At 70.5% G+C, this 15,509-nt stretch carries 15 protein-coding genes; all 15 read left to right on the top strand.

Features of this window, described 5'->3' with window-relative positions:
* Nucleotides 1-3 precede the first annotated feature (3 nt).
* The 15 genes from FFS10_RS09525 (at nt 4) to hflK (ending at nt 15,508) form a co-directional block, all read left to right on the top strand.
* Nucleotides 4-1,026, top strand: coding sequence for an RluA family pseudouridine synthase (locus FFS10_RS09525; protein WP_502702743.1), 1,023 nt, complete (start codon nt 4-6; stop codon nt 1,024-1,026).
* A gap of 129 nt (nt 1,027-1,155) precedes the next feature.
* On the top strand, nt 1,156-1,878 hold the full coding sequence (gene scpB, locus FFS10_RS09520; protein WP_137893937.1) for an SMC-Scp complex subunit ScpB: 723 nt from the start codon (nt 1,156-1,158) through the stop codon (nt 1,876-1,878).
* Complete coding sequence (locus tag FFS10_RS09515; RefSeq protein WP_137893935.1) at nt 1,875-3,158, top strand: pseudouridine synthase; 1,284 nt, start codon at nt 1,875-1,877, stop codon at nt 3,156-3,158. Before scpB ends, FFS10_RS09515 begins: the two co-directional genes overlap by 4 nt.
* Before the next feature lie 138 nt (nt 3,159-3,296).
* Nucleotides 3,297-3,722, top strand: coding sequence for a nucleoside-diphosphate kinase (gene ndk, locus FFS10_RS09510; protein WP_137893933.1), 426 nt, complete (start codon nt 3,297-3,299; stop codon nt 3,720-3,722).
* Nucleotides 3,723-3,742: 20 nt separating this feature from the next.
* Nucleotides 3,743-4,891, top strand: a complete 1,149-nt coding sequence (rlmN, locus tag FFS10_RS09505) for a dual-specificity RNA methyltransferase RlmN (RefSeq protein ID WP_137893931.1) — start codon at nt 3,743-3,745, stop codon at nt 4,889-4,891.
* Nucleotides 4,892-4,927: 36 nt separating this feature from the next.
* On the top strand, nt 4,928-5,743 hold the full coding sequence (pilW, locus tag FFS10_RS09500) for a type IV pilus biogenesis/stability protein PilW (RefSeq protein WP_137893928.1): 816 nt from the start codon (nt 4,928-4,930) through the stop codon (nt 5,741-5,743).
* Nucleotides 5,736-6,704, top strand: a complete 969-nt coding sequence (locus FFS10_RS09495) for a helix-turn-helix domain-containing protein (RefSeq protein ID WP_137893926.1) — start codon at nt 5,736-5,738, stop codon at nt 6,702-6,704. The genes pilW and FFS10_RS09495 overlap by 8 nt, the downstream gene beginning before the upstream one ends.
* A complete protein-coding gene (gene ispG, locus FFS10_RS09490) occupies nt 6,704-7,969 on the top strand; it encodes a flavodoxin-dependent (E)-4-hydroxy-3-methylbut-2-enyl-diphosphate synthase (RefSeq protein ID WP_502702740.1) in 1,266 nt (421 codons plus the stop codon). Before FFS10_RS09495 ends, ispG begins: the two co-directional genes overlap by 1 nt.
* Nucleotides 7,970-7,976: 7 nt before the next feature.
* Nucleotides 7,977-9,296 (top strand): histidine--tRNA ligase, encoded by a 1,320-nt coding sequence (gene hisS / locus FFS10_RS09485; RefSeq protein ID WP_137893922.1) that lies wholly within the window; start codon nt 7,977-7,979, stop codon nt 9,294-9,296.
* Between the two features lie 12 nt (nt 9,297-9,308).
* Complete coding sequence (locus tag FFS10_RS09480; protein WP_137893920.1) at nt 9,309-9,986, top strand: YfgM family protein; 678 nt, start codon at nt 9,309-9,311, stop codon at nt 9,984-9,986.
* 2 nt (nt 9,987-9,988) lie between these two features.
* Nucleotides 9,989-11,122, top strand: a complete 1,134-nt coding sequence (gene bamB, locus FFS10_RS09475) for an outer membrane protein assembly factor BamB (RefSeq protein ID WP_502702753.1) — start codon at nt 9,989-9,991, stop codon at nt 11,120-11,122.
* A 14-nt stretch (nt 11,123-11,136) separates the two neighbouring features.
* Nucleotides 11,137-12,477, top strand: coding sequence for a ribosome biogenesis GTPase Der (gene der, locus FFS10_RS09470; protein WP_137893916.1), 1,341 nt, complete (start codon nt 11,137-11,139; stop codon nt 12,475-12,477).
* A 115-nt stretch (nt 12,478-12,592) separates the two neighbouring features.
* Entirely contained in the window at nt 12,593-12,841 is a 249-nt protein-coding gene (gene hfq / locus FFS10_RS09465; protein WP_502702739.1) for an RNA chaperone Hfq, read from the top strand.
* Nucleotides 12,842-12,902: 61 nt separating this feature from the next.
* Complete coding sequence (hflX, locus tag FFS10_RS09460; RefSeq protein WP_137893912.1) at nt 12,903-14,081, top strand: GTPase HflX; 1,179 nt, start codon at nt 12,903-12,905, stop codon at nt 14,079-14,081.
* Nucleotides 14,082-14,122: 41 nt separating this feature from the next.
* Nucleotides 14,123-15,508 (top strand): FtsH protease activity modulator HflK, encoded by a 1,386-nt coding sequence (hflK, locus tag FFS10_RS09455; protein ID WP_137893910.1) that lies wholly within the window; start codon nt 14,123-14,125, stop codon nt 15,506-15,508.
* Nucleotide 15,509: the final 1 nt, after the last annotated feature.

The raw sequence follows: 15,509 nt of genomic DNA, 5'->3' as shown, positions 1-15,509 counted from the left end.
TTGTTGAAACAGACCGAATTGATTATATCGACCGACCCCGCGCAGACCGTCCCGGCGGGGGGCTCGGACGACCTGGGCGAACTCGGCCCCGAGGCCGAGCTGCGCTCCCTCGAAGTGCCTGCCGCACTGCATGGCGAGCGGCTGGACCGCGTGCTCGCGGCCCTGGTGCCCGAGTTCTCGCGCAGCTACCTGCAGCAGCTGGTCGAGCTCGGCGCCGTGCGGGTGCAGGGCGCGCCGGCGCTCAAGTCCTCGCAGCGGCTCAAGGCCGGCGATGGGCTGCAGGTCGAGTTGCGGCCGACGCCGCAGACCCAGGCCTTCCGGCCCGAGCCCATGGCGCTCGACGTGGTGTTCGAGGATGCGCACCTGCGCGTGATCAACAAGCCGGCCGGCCTGGTGGTGCATCCGGCCCCGGGCAACTGGAGCGGCACCCTGCTGAACGGCCTGCTGGCGCGCGATGTGCAGGCCGGCCAGCTGCCGCGCGCCGGTATCGTGCACCGCCTGGACAAGGACACCAGCGGCCTGATGGTGGTGGCGCGCACGCGCCAGGCCATGGACGCGCTGGTGCAGCGTATCGCGGCGCGCGAGGTCAGCCGCCAGTACCTGGCGCTGGGGCACCGGCCCTGGGCCGGCGCGCCCGAACGCCTGGTGCAGGGCGCGATCGGCCGCGACCCGCGCAACCGCCTGCGCATGGCGGTGGTGGACCTCGCCCAGCACCCCGGCAAGCCTGCCGCCACCGGCATCGAGCTGCTGCAGAACTGCGAGCAGGGCTGCTGGGTGCGCTGCACGCTGCAGACCGGCCGCACCCACCAGATCCGCGTGCACATGGCCAGCCTGGGCCATCCCCTGGTGGCCGACGAGCTCTATGGCGGCAAGCCCGCGGCCGGCCTGCAGCGCCAGGCCCTGCATGCCTTCCGGCTGGCTTTCGAGCACCCGGTCACGGGGCAGGCATTGGAGTTTCGCGCGCCGCTGCCCGAGGACCTGCGCCAGGCGCTTGTGGACTGGGGCCTCAGTTACAATGAATCCTGATGCCCCGGGGCGCCCTTTGCGGCATGACCTGCGGGTTTGCGGCGCCGAGCCTCGCCCAGCCTGCGCGGTGCCCCGATTGAATCGGCCCTGACGGAGCGCCGCTGGCGCCATTTCCCGGAACCTCGACACATGAATACGACGGATGCCAAGCGTGTCCTCGAAACCGCCTTGATTTGCGCGCAGCAGCCCCTGCCGGTCCGCGAGCTGCGCGTGCTGTTCAACGACGAGCTTGGCGCGGACACCGTCAAGCAACTGCTGCTGGAGCTGCAGCAGGAATGGTCGCTGCGCGGCGTCGAATTGATCCAGGTGGCCAGCGGCTGGCGCTTCCAGAGCCGGCCGGAGATGCGGCCCTACCTGGACCGCCTGCATCCCGAGAAGCCGCCCAAGTACACGCGCGCCGCGCTGGAGACCCTGGCCATCATCGCCTACCGTCAGCCCGTGACGCGTGGCGACATGGAGGACATCCGCGGCGTGACCATCAACTCCATGATCCTCAAGCAGCTCGAGGACCGCGGCTGGGTCGAGGTGATCGGCCACCGCGAGGCCGCGGGTCGTCCCGCGCTCTACGCGACGACGCGCCAGTTCCTCGACGACCTGGGCCTGTCCTCGCTGGAGCAGCTGCCGCTGCTGGACACGCCGGCCCAGCAGGCCATCGCCCTGGAGGCGCTGCAGCCCGAGGGCGACGCCATGCCGCCCGTGCTGTCGCTGGAGGAGGCGCTGCGCGAAGAGCAGGCATCGGCCTTGCCGACCGAGGACGCCGCCGGCCCGGAGGCCGTGGCCGAACCCCCCGAGGCTCTGGCGGCCATGCCCGAGCCCGATGACTCAACGCCCCCTCAGGGGATCACGCCATGAACCAAGCCACGCCCGCCATCCCGGCCGCACCCCTCGCCGAGGACCCAGAAGCCCAGCCGCAGGCCGAGGTCGCCACCGAACCGGTGGCTGCGCCGGCTCGTGGGCCGCGGCCCGCGCGTGCCGAGGCGCCGCAGGCGATCGCCTTCGCCGACGTGGTCTCCGGCCAGTACGACGCGGACGAATCGGATGCCGAGGTGCAGGCGCCCAAGCGCGTGCTGGCGCCCCAGGCCGAGACGCCCAAGCTGCACAAGGTGCTGGCCCAGGCGGGCCTGGGCTCGCGGCTGGAGATGGAGCAGCTGATCATGGAGGGTCGGATCTCGGTCAACAACGAGCCCGCCCACATCGGCCAGCGCATCCAGTTCGGCGACCAGGTCAAGGTCAATGGCAAGCCGATCAAGCTGCGCATCGCGCCGCCGCCGGCGCGCGTGATCGCCTACCACAAGCCGGTCGGTGAGGTCGTGACCCACGACGACCCGCAGAACCGCCCGACCGTGTTCCGCAAGCTGCCCAAGCTCTACCAGGGCAAGTGGCAGTCGGTCGGCCGGCTGGACCTCAACACCGAGGGCCTGCTGCTGTTCACCAACTCGGGCGAGATGGCCAACAAACTCATGCACCCGCGCTTCGGGCTGGAGCGCGAGTACGCGGTGCGCGTGCTCGGCGCGCTGAGCAACGAGGAGAAGCAGCGCCTGCTCGACGGGGTGCAGCTCGAGGACGGCAAGGCCCAGTTCGGCTCCATCGAGGACGGCGGCGGCGAGGGGTCCAACTGCTGGTACCGCGTGACCATCTCCGAGGGGCGCAACCGCGAGGTGCGCCGCATGCTGGAGGCCGTGGGCCACGCGGTCAGCCGGCTGATCCGCATCCGCTACGGCGCCATGGTGCTGCCGCGCGGCCTCAAGCGCGGCGCCTGGATGGAGCTCGACGAGCAGGACATCCGTGCCCTGGTGCGCGCGGCGGGCGGCAGCGAGCGGTCCGCGGGGCCTGCCGAAGGCGAGGCGCGCGCACCGCGCGACCGCCGTGGCGGTGGCGGTGGCGGTGGCCGCGGGCCGGGTGCGGCACCCCGCAAGGGCGGCGGGGGCGGGCAGGCGCCGCATGCGGGCGGCGGCCAGCGGCGCCAGGAGCGCGGCGAGCGCCGCGACGAGGCGTCCCAGCCCGACCCCATGAAGACCTCGCTGGGCTACATAGGCGCCGACAGCTTCTCGCGCCAGCGCCAGGGGCAGGGCCCTCGGCGTGGCGCTGGCGGCGGGGGCGGCCCGCGCCGCTCCGGCGGCCGCGGCCGCTGAGTCGCGGCTCATGCCCGGGGTGCCCTTGGGGCGCCCACGTGCCCCTGCCGACGCAAGGAGTTCCTGCGCGCAGGTTAAAATCAAATGCTTTGCCCTAGAGGCGAAAAAACGCTAATTAAAACCCCTGGAAAGACCCAAATGGCTATCGAACGCACCCTCTCCATCATCAAGCCCGACGCCGTGGCCAAGAACGTGATCGGCCAGATCTACGCCCGCTTCGAGGCCGCCGGCCTCAAGATCGTCGCCGCCAAGATGGCCCACCTGTCCCGCGGCGAGGCCGAGGCCTTCTACGCCGTGCACAAGGAGCGCCCCTTCTTCAAGGACCTGGTCGACTTCATGATCTCCGGCCCGGTGATGATCCAGGCCCTGGAAGGCGAGAACGCCATCCTGAAGAACCGCGAGCTGATGGGCGCCACCGACCCCAAGAAGGCCGCCGCCGGCACCATCCGCGCCGACTTTGCCGACAGCATCGACGCCAACGCCGTGCACGGCTCCGACGCGCCTGAAACCGCTGCCGTGGAAGTGTCTTTCTTCTTTCCCGGCATGAACGTCTACTCGCGCTGAGCGACAGCGCCGACCATGCCATGACGGCCAAGCTGCTCGACTTCGACCTGGAGGGCCTGGCCGCCTTTTGCGAAAGGCTGGGGGAAAAGCGTTTCCGCGCCACCCAGCTGTTTCGCTGGATTCACCAGAAAGGCGCCTCGGATTTCGACCAGATGAGTGATCTGGCGAAGTCGTTGCGCGACAAGCTCAAGACCAGCGCCTGCGTCCAGGGCCTGCCGGTCCTCTCCCAGCACGAGTCCGCCGACGGCACGATCAAGTGGCTGTTCGACGTGGGCGACGGCAACGCGGTCGAGACCGTGTTCATCCCCGAGGACGACCGCGGCACCCTGTGCATCTCCTCGCAGGCCGGCTGCGCGGTCGGCTGCCGCTTCTGCTCGACCGGCCACCAGGGCTTCAGCCGCAACCTCGGCACCGGCGAGATCATCGCCCAGCTCTGGTTCGCCGAGCATTTCCTGCGCCGCCACCTCCACACCAGCGAGCGCGTGATCTCCAACGTGGTGATGATGGGAATGGGCGAGCCGCTGCAGAACTACGGCGCTCTGGTGCCGGCCCTGCGCGTGATGCTGGACGACCATGGCTACGGCCTGTCGCGCCGCCGCGTCACCGTCTCGACCTCGGGCGTGGTGCCCATGATCGACCGCCTGGCCCAGGACTGCCCGGTGGCGCTGGCGGTGTCGCTGCACGCCCCCAACGACGCGCTGCGCGACAACCTGGTGCCGCTGAACCGCAAGTACGCTATCGCCGAGCTGCTCGACGCCTGCCAGCGCTACCTCGCGCACGCGCCGCGCGACTTCATCACCTTCGAATACTGCATGCTCGACGGCGTCAACGACCAGCCCGAGCATGCCCGTCAGCTGATCGAGCTGGTGCGCCGCCATGGCGGCCAGGGGCTGCGCTGCAAGTTCAACCTGATTCCCTTCAACCCTTTCCCGGCCTCGGGCCTGACGCGCTCGCCCGCGGCCCAGGTGACGGCTTTCGCCAGCCTGCTCAGCGAGGCCGGCATCGTCACGACCGTGCGCAAGACGCGCGGCGACGACATCGACGCGGCCTGCGGCCAGCTGGCCGGCGACGTGAGGGACCGCACGCGCGTCGACGAGCGCATCGCCCAGCAGCGCACGGTGGTGCTGCGGCCCATGCCTGTCGTCCCGACCGGCCCGGGGCAGGCCTGAGGCAGGCTGACGACAGAACAACCATCAGGAGGCAGGATGCAGTTTGAACAAGGAAGCCCCCGCTGGGTGCTGGTGCTGGCGCTGGCCCTGCTGGCCGGCCTGGCGGCTTGTGCCGGCGGCCCGGGCCGCGGCGCGGCCGATGCCGGCGCCGACATGCTCACCGCCTCGGACGAACCCGAGGCCCGGCGGCGCGCCCGCCTGCGCATGGAGCTGGCCGTGGGCTACTTCGAGGAGGGCAAGACCGCGGTGGCCCTGGACGAGCTCAAGCAGGTGCTGACGCTGGACCCCGGCTTCTCCGACGCGCACAACCTGCGCGGCCTGATCTACATGCGCTTGAACGACCCACGCTTGGCCGAGGAGAGTTTCCGCCGCGCCGTGGCGCTGAATCCGCGCGACGCGAACACCCAGCACAACTACGGCTGGCTGCTGTGCCAGCAGGGCCGCTACCCGGAGTCCTTGCAGGCCTTCGGCAAGGCGTTGGCCAACCCGCAGTACGGCGAGCGCGCCAAGACCTGGATGACCCAGGGCCTGTGCCAGGCGCGAGCCGGCCAGCCCGCCGAGGCCGAGCGCAGCCTGGAGCGCGCCTACGAGCTCGACGCGGGCAACCCCATCACCGGCTACAACCTGGCGGCGCTGCTGTACCGGCGCAGCGAGTTCCCGCGCGCCCAGTTCTACATCCGCCGCATCAACAACAGCGAGCTCGCGAACGCCGAGTCGCTGTGGCTGGGCATACGCGTGGAACGCAAGCTGAACAATCGCGAGGCCATGCGCCAGCTGGCCGAGCAGCTCAAGCGGCGGTTCCCGCAGACACAAGAGTTTTCAGCATTCGAACGGGGAGCATTTGATGAGTGAAGGGTCCGAGGGGAGCGCAAGCGCGGACGGCGTCTTGGCGGGGCCTACCGCCGGCGCACTGGTGCGGCAGGCGCGCGAGGCTGCCGGACTGCAGGTGGACGCGCTGGCCGCCGCGCTCAAGGTGACGGTCAAGCAGGTCGAGGCGCTCGAGGCCGATCGCTGGGACCTGTTGCCCGACGCCGTGTTTGCGCGCGCCCTGGCCGCCACTGTCTGCCGCAACCTCAAGATCGACGCGGCCCCGGTGCTCGCGCGCCTGCCGCAGACCGCGCCGCGGCTGTCGCCGCGCGGCCAACTGAACGAGCCTTTCAAGGCGCCGCAGCACCGCGCCTCGCCCGACGTCGGCGCCTACCTCTCGCGCCCGTTGGTGCTGGGCGTGCTGGCGCTGCTGCTGGGGGCGCTGGTGCTGGTGCTGATGCCCGTGCCCAAGGACGAGGCGCCGCCCGCGTCGACGGCGGCGCCGTCCGAGCAGGCCCAGGCCGCGCCCCAGGGCGCTGCGCCGGCTGCGGGGGGCGGAATGGTCACCGAGCTGCTGCTCCCGCCGGCCGCCACCGCCGCCTCTGCGGCGGCGCCGATCCCTGCGCCGACGGCCTTGCCGGCCGCAGCGCCGGCCTCGACTTCGGCCATGACCACCCCAATGGCGCCCGCCGTGGTAGCGCCGTCGCCGGTCGTCACCACGCCCGTGGTGGCCACGCCTCAGGCGCCGGCCTCTGCCGCGGCGGCACCTGCTGGCCTGCTGCAATTCGGCGCCTCGGCCGACTCCTGGATCAAGGTCACCGACGCGCGCGGCACCGTGGTGCTGAGCCGGCTGCTCAAGGCCGGCGAGAGCGCAGGCGCCAGCGGCCAGCTGCCGCTGTCGGTGGTGGTGGGGCGCGCCGACGCGACGCGCGTGCAGCTGCGCGGCCAGCCCATGGACTTGGCGCCGATCACGCGCGACAACGTGGCCCGTTTCGAGGTGAAATAGTGTCTGGCTCCCATCCCATCGAAGTGGCGGCACCGCGCGCGCGCCGTTCGCGCCAGGCCCGTGTGGCCTGGGGCCAGAACCTGGTGACCGTGGGCGGCGACGCGCCGGTGCGCGTGCAGTCCATGACCAACACCGACACCGTGGACGTGATAGGCACGGCCATCCAGGTCAAGGAACTCGCGCTGGCCGGCTCCGAGCTGGTGCGCCTGACCGTGAACACGCCCGAGGCCGCGGCCGCCGTGCCGCATGTTCGCGAGCAGCTCGACCGCATGGGGGTGGACGTGCCGCTGGTGGGCGACTTCCACTACAACGGCCACCGCCTGCTGACCGAGCATCCGGCCTGTGCCGAGGCCCTGTCCAAGTACCGCATCAACCCCGGCAACGTCGGCAAGGGCGACAAGCGCGACAAGCAGTTCGGCCAGATGATCGAGGCCGCGATGCGCTGGAACAAGCCGGTGCGCATCGGCGTGAACTGGGGCAGCCTGGACCAGGAACTGCTGGCCCAGCTGATGGACGAGAACAGCCGCCGCGCCGTCCCCTGGGATGCGAAGCAGGTGATGTACGAGGCGCTGATCAGCTCGGCCATCGACTCCGCCCGGCTGGCCGAGTCCATGGGCATGGACGGCGACCAGATCATCCTGTCCTGCAAGGTCAGCGGGGTGCAGGACCTGATCTCGGTCTACCGCGAGCTGGCGCGGCGCTGCGACTACGCCCTGCACCTGGGCCTGACCGAGGCCGGCATGGCCACCAAGGGCACGGTGGCCTCGGCCGCCGCCCTGTCCATCCTGCTGCAGGAGGGCATAGGCGACACGATACGCGTCTCGCTCACGCCCCAGCCCGGCGAGGCGCGCAGCCAGGAGGTGGTGATCGCTTCCGAGATCCTGCAGGCGCTGGGCCTGCGCGTGTTCGTGCCCAGCGTCACGGCCTGCCCGGGCTGCGGCCGCACGACCAGCACCACCTTCCAGGAGCTGGCCAAGCAGATCGACGACTTCCTGCGCCTGCAGATGCCGGTCTGGCGCAGCCGCTACCCGGGCGTGGAAGCGCTCAAGGTCGCCGTGATGGGCTGCATCGTCAACGGCCCGGGCGAGAGCAAGCATGCCGACATCGGCATCAGCCTGCCCGGCACCGGCGAAGCGCCCGCGGCGCCGGTCTTCATCGACGGCGAGAAGCGCCTGACCCTGCGCGGCGAAGGCATCGCGCGGGAATTCCAGGCCATCGTCGAAAACTACATCGAACAGCGCTTCGGCCCGGGCCGGGCGCACTGACAGATCCATGGCAGAAGCAAAGAACCTGGCGGCGGCCAAGCCCGCCCGCCTGACCGGCGTCAAGGGCATGAACGACGTGCTGCCGCCCGACTCGGCGCGCTGGGAATGGCTGGAGGCCAAGGTGCGCGATCTGATGGCGCGCTACGCCTACCGCAACATCCGCACCCCCATCGTCGAGCCGACCGCGCTGTTCGTGCGCGGCCTGGGCGAGGTCACCGACATCGTCGAGAAGGAGATGTACTCCTTCGAGGACCGGCTCAATGGCGAGCAGCTCACGCTGCGTCCGGAGTGCACGGCCGGCGTGGTGCGCGCCGTGGCCGAGCACAACCTGCTCTACGAAGGCGGCAAGCGCCTCTACTACATGGGCCCCATGTTCCGCCACGAGCGGCCGCAGCGCGGGCGCTACCGGCAGTTCCACCAGATCGGCGCCGAGGTGCTGGGTTTTGCCGGCGCCGAGGTCGACGCCGAGCTGATCCTGCTGGCCGACGCGTTGTGGCGCGAGCTGGGCCTCTCCGACGTGCGCCTGGAGCTCAACAGCCTGGGCCAGCCGCCCGAGCGCCAGGCGCACCGTGCGGCCCTGATCACGCATTTCGAGCGCCATGCCGACCAGCTCGACGAGGACGCGCGCCGCCGCCTGCACAGCAACCCGCTGCGTATCCTGGACACCAAGAACCCGGCCATGAAGGAGATCGTCGAGTCCGCGCCCCGGCTGCTGGACTTCCTGGGCGAGGCCTCGCTGGCGCATTTCAACGCGGTCAAGGCCATCCTCGAGGCCAACGGCGTGGCCTACCGCATCAACCCGCGCCTGGTGCGCGGCATGGACTACTACAACCTCACGGTGTTCGAGTTCGTCACCGAGAGCCTGGGGGCCCAGGGCACGATCTGCGGCGGCGGCCGCTACGACTACCTGATCGAGCAGGTCGGCGGCAAGCCGGCCCCGGCCGTGGGCTGGGCGCTCGGTGTCGAGCGCGTGCTCGAGCTGGTCAAGGAGCAGGGCGAGGCCGTGGCCGAGCCGGTGCCCGACGCCTACGCGGTGATCCCCGACGCCAGCGCTCTGCCCCTCGCCATGCAGTTGCTGCAGCAGCTGCGCGCGGCCGGCGTCAGCGTGCAGATGCACGCCGGCTCCGGCGAAGGCATGGGCAGCATGAAGTCGCAGTTCAAGAAGGCCGACGCCAGCGGCGCGCGCCATGCCCTGGTGTTCGGCGCCGACGAGCTGGCCAGCCAGTGCGTCACGGTCAAGGCGCTGCGCGACGGCAGCGGCGCGCAGCAGACACGCCCGCTGGCCGGGGTGTCCGAATGGGCGCACAGCCTACAATCGAAAGCTTGACTCCAGCGCGACATGGCAACACACCTCGACCTCGAAGAACAAGAGCAGCTTGACCAGCTCAAGCATTTCTGGAAAAGCTACGGCAACCTCATCACCTGGGTGCTGATCGTCGTGTTCGGCGCCATCGCGGCCTGGAACGGCTACCAGTACTGGCAGCGGCGCCAGGCGGTACAGGCCGCGGCCCTGTACGACGAGGTCGAGCGCGCGGCCCAGGCGCCCGACCTGGCGCGCCTGGAGCGCTCGCTGTCCGACATGAAGGAACGCTTCGGCGGCACCACCTATGCGCAGCAGGCCGGCCTGATGGCCGCCCGGACCTTCCACGACAAGGCCCAGCCTGCGCCCGCCAAAGCCGCCCTGGCCTGGGTGGCCGAAGCCTCGGCCGACGAGGGCCTGCGCGCCGTGGCCAGGTTGCGCCTGGTGTCGCTGCTGGTCGACGAGAAGTCCTACGACGAGGCGATCAAGCAGCTCTCCGGCGAGTTCCCCAAGGATTTCGCGGCCCTGGTGGCCGACCGGCGGGCCGACGTGCTGCTGCTGCAGGGCAAGAAGGCCGAGGCCGCGGCCGAATATGGCAAGGCCTACAAGCTGCTCGACGCCCAGGCCGATTACCGGCAGCTGGTCGCCGTGAAGCTCACGTCCCTGGGCGTGGACCCCGAGGCCAAGGCGTCGGCCGCTGCGCAGGAGGCCAAGTGAAGATCCGCCTCGACCTGCTTTCCCCGCGCCGGCTCGGGCTCTGCCTGGGTCTGGCCTTGGCGCTCGTGGGCTGCTCCAGCACCCGCCAGGCCCCCAAGCCCGCCGAGCTGGCGCCGATCTCCGCCCTGCAGGGCGTGCGCCTGGCCTGGCAGGCGCGCCTGCCGGCCGTTGCCTTCCCGCTCGAGGTCAGCGTGCAGGGCCAGCAGTTGGTCGTGGCCGGCTCCGATGGCACCGTGCTGGGGCTGGACGCCGTCTCGGGCCGCGAGCTCTGGCGCGCGGCGCTGGCCGAGCCCCTGGCGGCCGGTGTGGGCAGCGACGGGCGGCTGGCCGCCGTCGTGACGCGCAGCAACGAAGTGCTGGTGCTCGAAGGCGGCCGCACGCTGTGGCGCCAGAAGCTGCCGGCCCAGTCCTACACCGCGCCCCTGGTGGCCGGCGGCCGCGTGTTCGTGCTGGCGGCCGACCGCTCGGTGACTGGCTTCGACGCGCGCACGGGCCGCAAGCTCTGGACCCAGCAGCGGCCGGGCGAGGCCCTGGTGCTGCAACAGGCCGGCGTGCTGCTGCCGGTGGGCGACACCCTGGTGGCCGGGTTGTCCGGGCGCCTGGTCGGGCTCGACCCGCTGCGCGGCAGCGTGCGCTGGGAAGCGGCGCTGGCCGCGCCGCGCGGCACCAACGACGTCGAGCGCCTGGTCGACCTGGTCGGCCGCGTGAGCCGGCAGGGCGAGGTGGTCTGCGCGCGCGCCTTCCAGGCCGCCGTCGGCTGCGTCGACGCGGTGCGCGGCAACCTGCTCTGGTCCAAGCCCGCCAACGGCGCCCAGGGCCTGCATGGCGACGAGCGCTTCGTGTTCGGCAGCGAGTCGGACGGCAAGCTGGTGGCCTGGCGCCGCGCCGACGGCGAGCGCGCCTGGACCTCGGACCAACTGCAGTTCCGCAGCCTGACGGCGCCGCTGGCGCTGGGGCGCTCGGTGGTCGTGGGCGACAGCCAGGGCCTGGTGCACCTGCTGTCGCGCGAGGACGGCTCGCCGCTCAACCGCCTGGCCACCGACGGCTCGGGCGTAGCGGCCGCGCCCGCGCTGGCCGGTGGCACGCTGGTCGTGGTGACCCGCGCGGGCGGAATTTTCGGCTTCCGGCCGGAGTGAACGGACAAAAAGAAGTGAAACCCGTCCTGGCCATCGTCGGCCGGCCCAATGTGGGCAAATCCACGCTGTTCAACCGGCTCACCAAGAGCCGTGACGCCATCGTTGCCGATTTCGCCGGCCTCACACGCGATCGGCACTACGGCCAGGGCCGCCTGGGCAAGCACGAATTCATCGTCATCGACACCGGCGGCTTCGAGCCCGATGCCGAAAGCGGCATCTACAAGGAGATGGCCAAGCAGACCCAGCAGGCGGTGGCCGAAGCCGATGTCGTGATCTTCGTCGTCGACGCCCGCGCCGGCCTCTCGGCGCAGGACCACGACATCGCCAACTACCTGCGCCGGCTGGGCAAGCCCTGCCTGCTGGTGGCCAACAAGGCCGAAGGCATGCGCGAGGGCGCGCAGCTGGCCGAGTTCTTCGAGCTGGGCCTGGGCCAGGTGATCCCGGTCTCGGCCGCCCACGGCCAGGGCGTGCGCAGCCTGGTCGAGCTGGCGCTGGAGCCGCTGGACCTGCCCGAGGTGGATGGCGAGGAGGCGGTCGACAGCGGCGTGATCAAGCTGGCCGTGGCCGGACGGCCCAACGTCGGCAAGTCCACCCTGATCAACACCTGGCTGGGCGAGGAGCGCCTGGTCGCCTTCGACATGCCGGGTACCACGCGCGACGCGATTTCCGTGCCCTTCGAGCGCGGCGGCCAGCGCTTCGAGCTGATCGATACGGCCGGCCTGCGCCGCAAGGGCCGGGTGTTCGAGGCGATCGAGAAGTTCTCCGTGGTCAAGACCCTGCAGGCCATCGAGTCGGCCAACGTGGTGCTGCTGCTGCTCGACGCGACGCAGGGGGTGACCGACCAGGACGCCCACATCGCAGGCTTCGTCCTGGAAAGCGGCCGCGCCGTGGTGCTGGCGGTCAACAAATGGGATGCGGTCGACGAGTACCAGCGCCAACTGGTGCAGCGCTCGATCGAGAGCCGCCTGGCCTTCCTGAAGTTCGCCACGCTGCACTGCATCTCGGCCAAGAAGCGCCAGGGCCTGGCGCCGCTGTGGGCCTCGATCGCGCAGGCGCACAAGGCAGCCATGTGCAAGATGTCGACGCCGGTGCTCACGCGCCTGCTGCTCGAGGCGGTGCAGTTCCAGGCGCCCAAGCGCGCCGGCATGTTCCGGCCCAAGCTGCGCTACGCCCACCAGGGCGGCATGAACCCGCCGGTGATCGTGGTCCACGGCAACTCGCTCGAGCATGTCACCGAGGCCTACAAGCGCTTCCTCGAAGGGCGCTTTCGCAAGGAGTTCGACCTGGTCGGAACCCCCCTGCGCATCGAGATGAAAACCTCGAAAAACCCCTTCGCCAACAAGGACGGCGCCTGAGCGCCTGCACAGTTCCGGATTTTTGTGAGGGCATTGCGCGGCAGCGCTCTTGTGACCCCACACCGCTGTGGTAAGGTCACACCCCTACCAACAACTTTTGAACACGGAGAATATCGTGAGCAATAAAGGGCAACTCCTACAAGACCCCTTCCTCAACACCCTGCGTCGCGAGCATGTGCCGGTGTCGATCTACCTGGTCAACGGCATCAAGCTGCAGGGGCAGATCGAGTCCTTCGACCAGTACGTCGTTCTGCTGCGCAACACCGTGACCCAGATGGTCTACAAACACGCCATCTCGACCATCGTGCCGGGCCGGGCCGTCAACTTCCAGGCCGCCGAAAGCGCCGAGCCGGGCGCGGCCTGATCCGCCTGCCGAAGCCCACCCGGCTTCGGCGCGGTCCGGACCGGGTTCCGCTTTTCCCCAATTGAGCTTGCCTGATTCACCCGATTCCCCACGCGCGCCGGCCATCCTGGTCGGCGTTGACTTTGGTCTTCCCCATTTCGACGGCGAACTGGAGGAACTGGGCCTGCTGGCCCAGACCGCCGGCCTGGAGCCGGTCGTTCGCCTGACCTGCAAGCGCCGGGCGCCCGATGCCGCGCTGTTCGTCGGCAGCGGCAAGGCCGACGAGATCCGCTTTCTGGCCGAGCAGCACGGCGCCCAGGAGGTGCTGTTCGACCAGGCGCTGAGCCCTGCGCAGCAGCGCAACCTGGAGCGCCACATCGGCCTGCCGGTCAACGACCGCACGCTGCTGATCCTGGAGATCTTCGCCCAGCGCGCGCGCAGCCACGAAGGCAAGCTGCAGGTCGAGCTGGCGCGTCTGCAGTACCTGAGTACCCGCCTGGTGCGCCGCTGGTCGCACCTGGAGCGCCAGCGCGGCGGCATAGGCACGCGCGGCGGCCCGGGCGAGACCCAGATCGAGCTGGACCGCCGCATGATCGGCGAGGCCATCAAGCGCACCAAGGAGCGGCTGGAGAAGGTCAAGCGCCAGCGCCATACCCAGCGCCGCCAGCGCGACCGCCGCGACACCTTCAACATTTCCCTGGTCGGCTACACCAACGCCGGCAAGTCCACGCTGTTCAACGCCCTGGTCAAGGCGCGCGCATACGCCGCCGACCAGCTGTTCGCCACGCTGGACACCACCACGCGCCAGCTCTACCTGGGCGAGGCGGGGCGCTCGGTGTCCCTGTCCGACACCGTGGGTTTCATCCGTGACCTGCCGCACGGACTGATCGACGCCTTCCAGGCCACGCTGCAGGAGGCGGCCGATGCCGATCTGCTGCTGCACGTGGTCGACGCCGCCAACCCCGGCCATCCCGAGCAGATGGCCGAGGTGCGGCGCGTGCTCGGCGAGATCGGCGCCACCCATGTGCCGCAGATACTGGTGTTCAACAAGCTCGACGCCCTGGACAGCGAGCGGCGCCCGCGCCTGCTGCAAGACACGCTGGAGCTCGACGGCCAGCAGGTGCCGCGTCTGTTCGTCAGCGCCAGCAGCGGCGAGGGCCTGGCCGCGCTGCGCACGCAGCTGGCCGCCACGGCCAAGGCGGCGCTGCCGCCGGAGTCGGCAGCGGCGGCTTCGGCACCATTCGACGAAGCGGCTCCCTGATTGGGCACAATCGGAATCACCTAGACAAGAAAAGCATGCGAATGAACCTCCCTCTACGCGCCTTTCGATGGACCGTGCTGCCGCAGCGCATCCGGGGCATGTTCAACCTGAACGACCCGCGCTGGGGGCGCGGCGAGGACAAGTCCGACGAAGGGGACAGGCCCGAGGGGCAGCGGCCCGATAGCCCGCCGCCGCAGCGGCCCGGGCAGGACGGACGGGACCAGGGGCCGAACCAGGGCCCGCCGGACCTGGACGAGCTGTGGCGCGACTTCAATCGCAAGCTCGGCGGCCTGTTCGGTGGCGGCAAGGGCAATGGGCGCGGCCCCAACGGCGGCCGCTTCGGCGGCAGCGGCGGGGGCTTCCAGCCCGACATGAAGAGCGCGGGCCTGGGCGTGGGGCTGATCGCCGGCGTGGCGGTGCTGATCTGGTTGGGCACGGGCTTCTTCATCGTCCAGGAAGGCCAGCAGGCCGTGGTCACCCAATTCGGCCGCTACAAGGCCACGGTCGGCGCGGGCTTCAACTGGCGCCTGCCTTACCCAATACAGCGCCATGAGCCGGTGTTCGTGACCCAGATCCGCTCGGTCGACGTGGGGCGCGACAACGTGATCAAGTCCACCGGGCTGCGCGAGTCGGCCATGCTGACCGAGGACGAGAACATCGTCGAGATCAAGTTCGCCGTGCAGTACCGGCTCAGCGATGCGCGCGCCTACCTGTTCGAGAGCAAGAGCCCGGCCGAGGCCGTGGTGCAGGCGGCCGAAACCGCGGTGCGCGAGGTGGTCGGCAAGATGCGCATGGACTCGGCGCTGGCCGAGGAGCGCGACCAGATCGCGCCGCGCGTGCGCGCCCTGATGCAGACCATCCTGGACCGCTACAAGGTCGGCATCGAGGTGGTCGGCATCAACCTGCAGCAAGGCGGCGTGCGTCCGCCCGAACAGGTGCAGGCCGCCTTCGACGACGTGCTCAAGGCCGGCCAGGAGCGCGAGCGCGCCAAGAACGAGGCCCAGGCCTACGCCAACGACGTGATCCCGCGCGCGGTCGGCTCCGCCGCCCGCCTCAAGGAGGAGGCCGATGCCTACAAGGCGCGCATCGTCGCCCAGGCCCAGGGCGATGCCCAGCGCTTCCGCTCCGTGCTGGCCGAGTACCAGAAGGCGCCCCAGGTCACGCGCGAGCGCATGTACCTGGACGCCATGCAGCAGATCTACGGCAACGTGACCAAGGTCCTGGTCGAGAGCCGCCAGGGCTCCAACCTGCTGTACCTGCCGCTGGACAAGATCGTGCAGATGACCACCCAGGGTGGGGCGGCGGCCGAGGCGCAGTCTGCGCCGGCGGCCGGCAGCGGGTCCGCCGGCGGTGCGGCGTCGAGTGCCCCGGCCGGCGATGCGCGCTCGCGCGATGCGTCGCGGTCGCGCGAGCGCGAGACGAGATAAG

This window comes from Ramlibacter sp. 2FC (assembly GCF_005503345.1).
In the GTDB taxonomy this organism is placed as follows: Bacteria; Pseudomonadota; Gammaproteobacteria; order Burkholderiales; family Burkholderiaceae_C; genus SCMQ01.
The sequence above is the reverse complement of the archived record's forward strand: the minus strand, read 5'-3'. Positions and strand labels throughout refer to the sequence as shown.

Coding starts and splice junctions, on each gene's coding strand:
- hflK (WP_137893910.1), top strand. CDS start 14,123: ATGAACCTCCCTCTACGCGCCTTTCGATGGACCGTGCTGCCGCAGCGC.
- rlmN (WP_137893931.1), top strand. CDS start 3,743: ATGACGGCCAAGCTGCTCGACTTCGACCTGGAGGGCCTGGCCGCCTTT.
- ndk (WP_137893933.1), top strand. CDS start 3,297: ATGGCTATCGAACGCACCCTCTCCATCATCAAGCCCGACGCCGTGGCC.
- pilW (WP_137893928.1), top strand. CDS start 4,928: ATGCAGTTTGAACAAGGAAGCCCCCGCTGGGTGCTGGTGCTGGCGCTG.
- FFS10_RS09480 (WP_137893920.1), top strand. CDS start 9,309: ATGGCAACACACCTCGACCTCGAAGAACAAGAGCAGCTTGACCAGCTC.
- scpB (WP_137893937.1), top strand. CDS start 1,156: ATGAATACGACGGATGCCAAGCGTGTCCTCGAAACCGCCTTGATTTGC.
- FFS10_RS09495 (WP_137893926.1), top strand. CDS start 5,736: ATGAGTGAAGGGTCCGAGGGGAGCGCAAGCGCGGACGGCGTCTTGGCG.
- FFS10_RS09515 (WP_137893935.1), top strand. CDS start 1,875: ATGAACCAAGCCACGCCCGCCATCCCGGCCGCACCCCTCGCCGAGGAC.
- hisS (WP_137893922.1), top strand. CDS start 7,977: ATGGCAGAAGCAAAGAACCTGGCGGCGGCCAAGCCCGCCCGCCTGACC.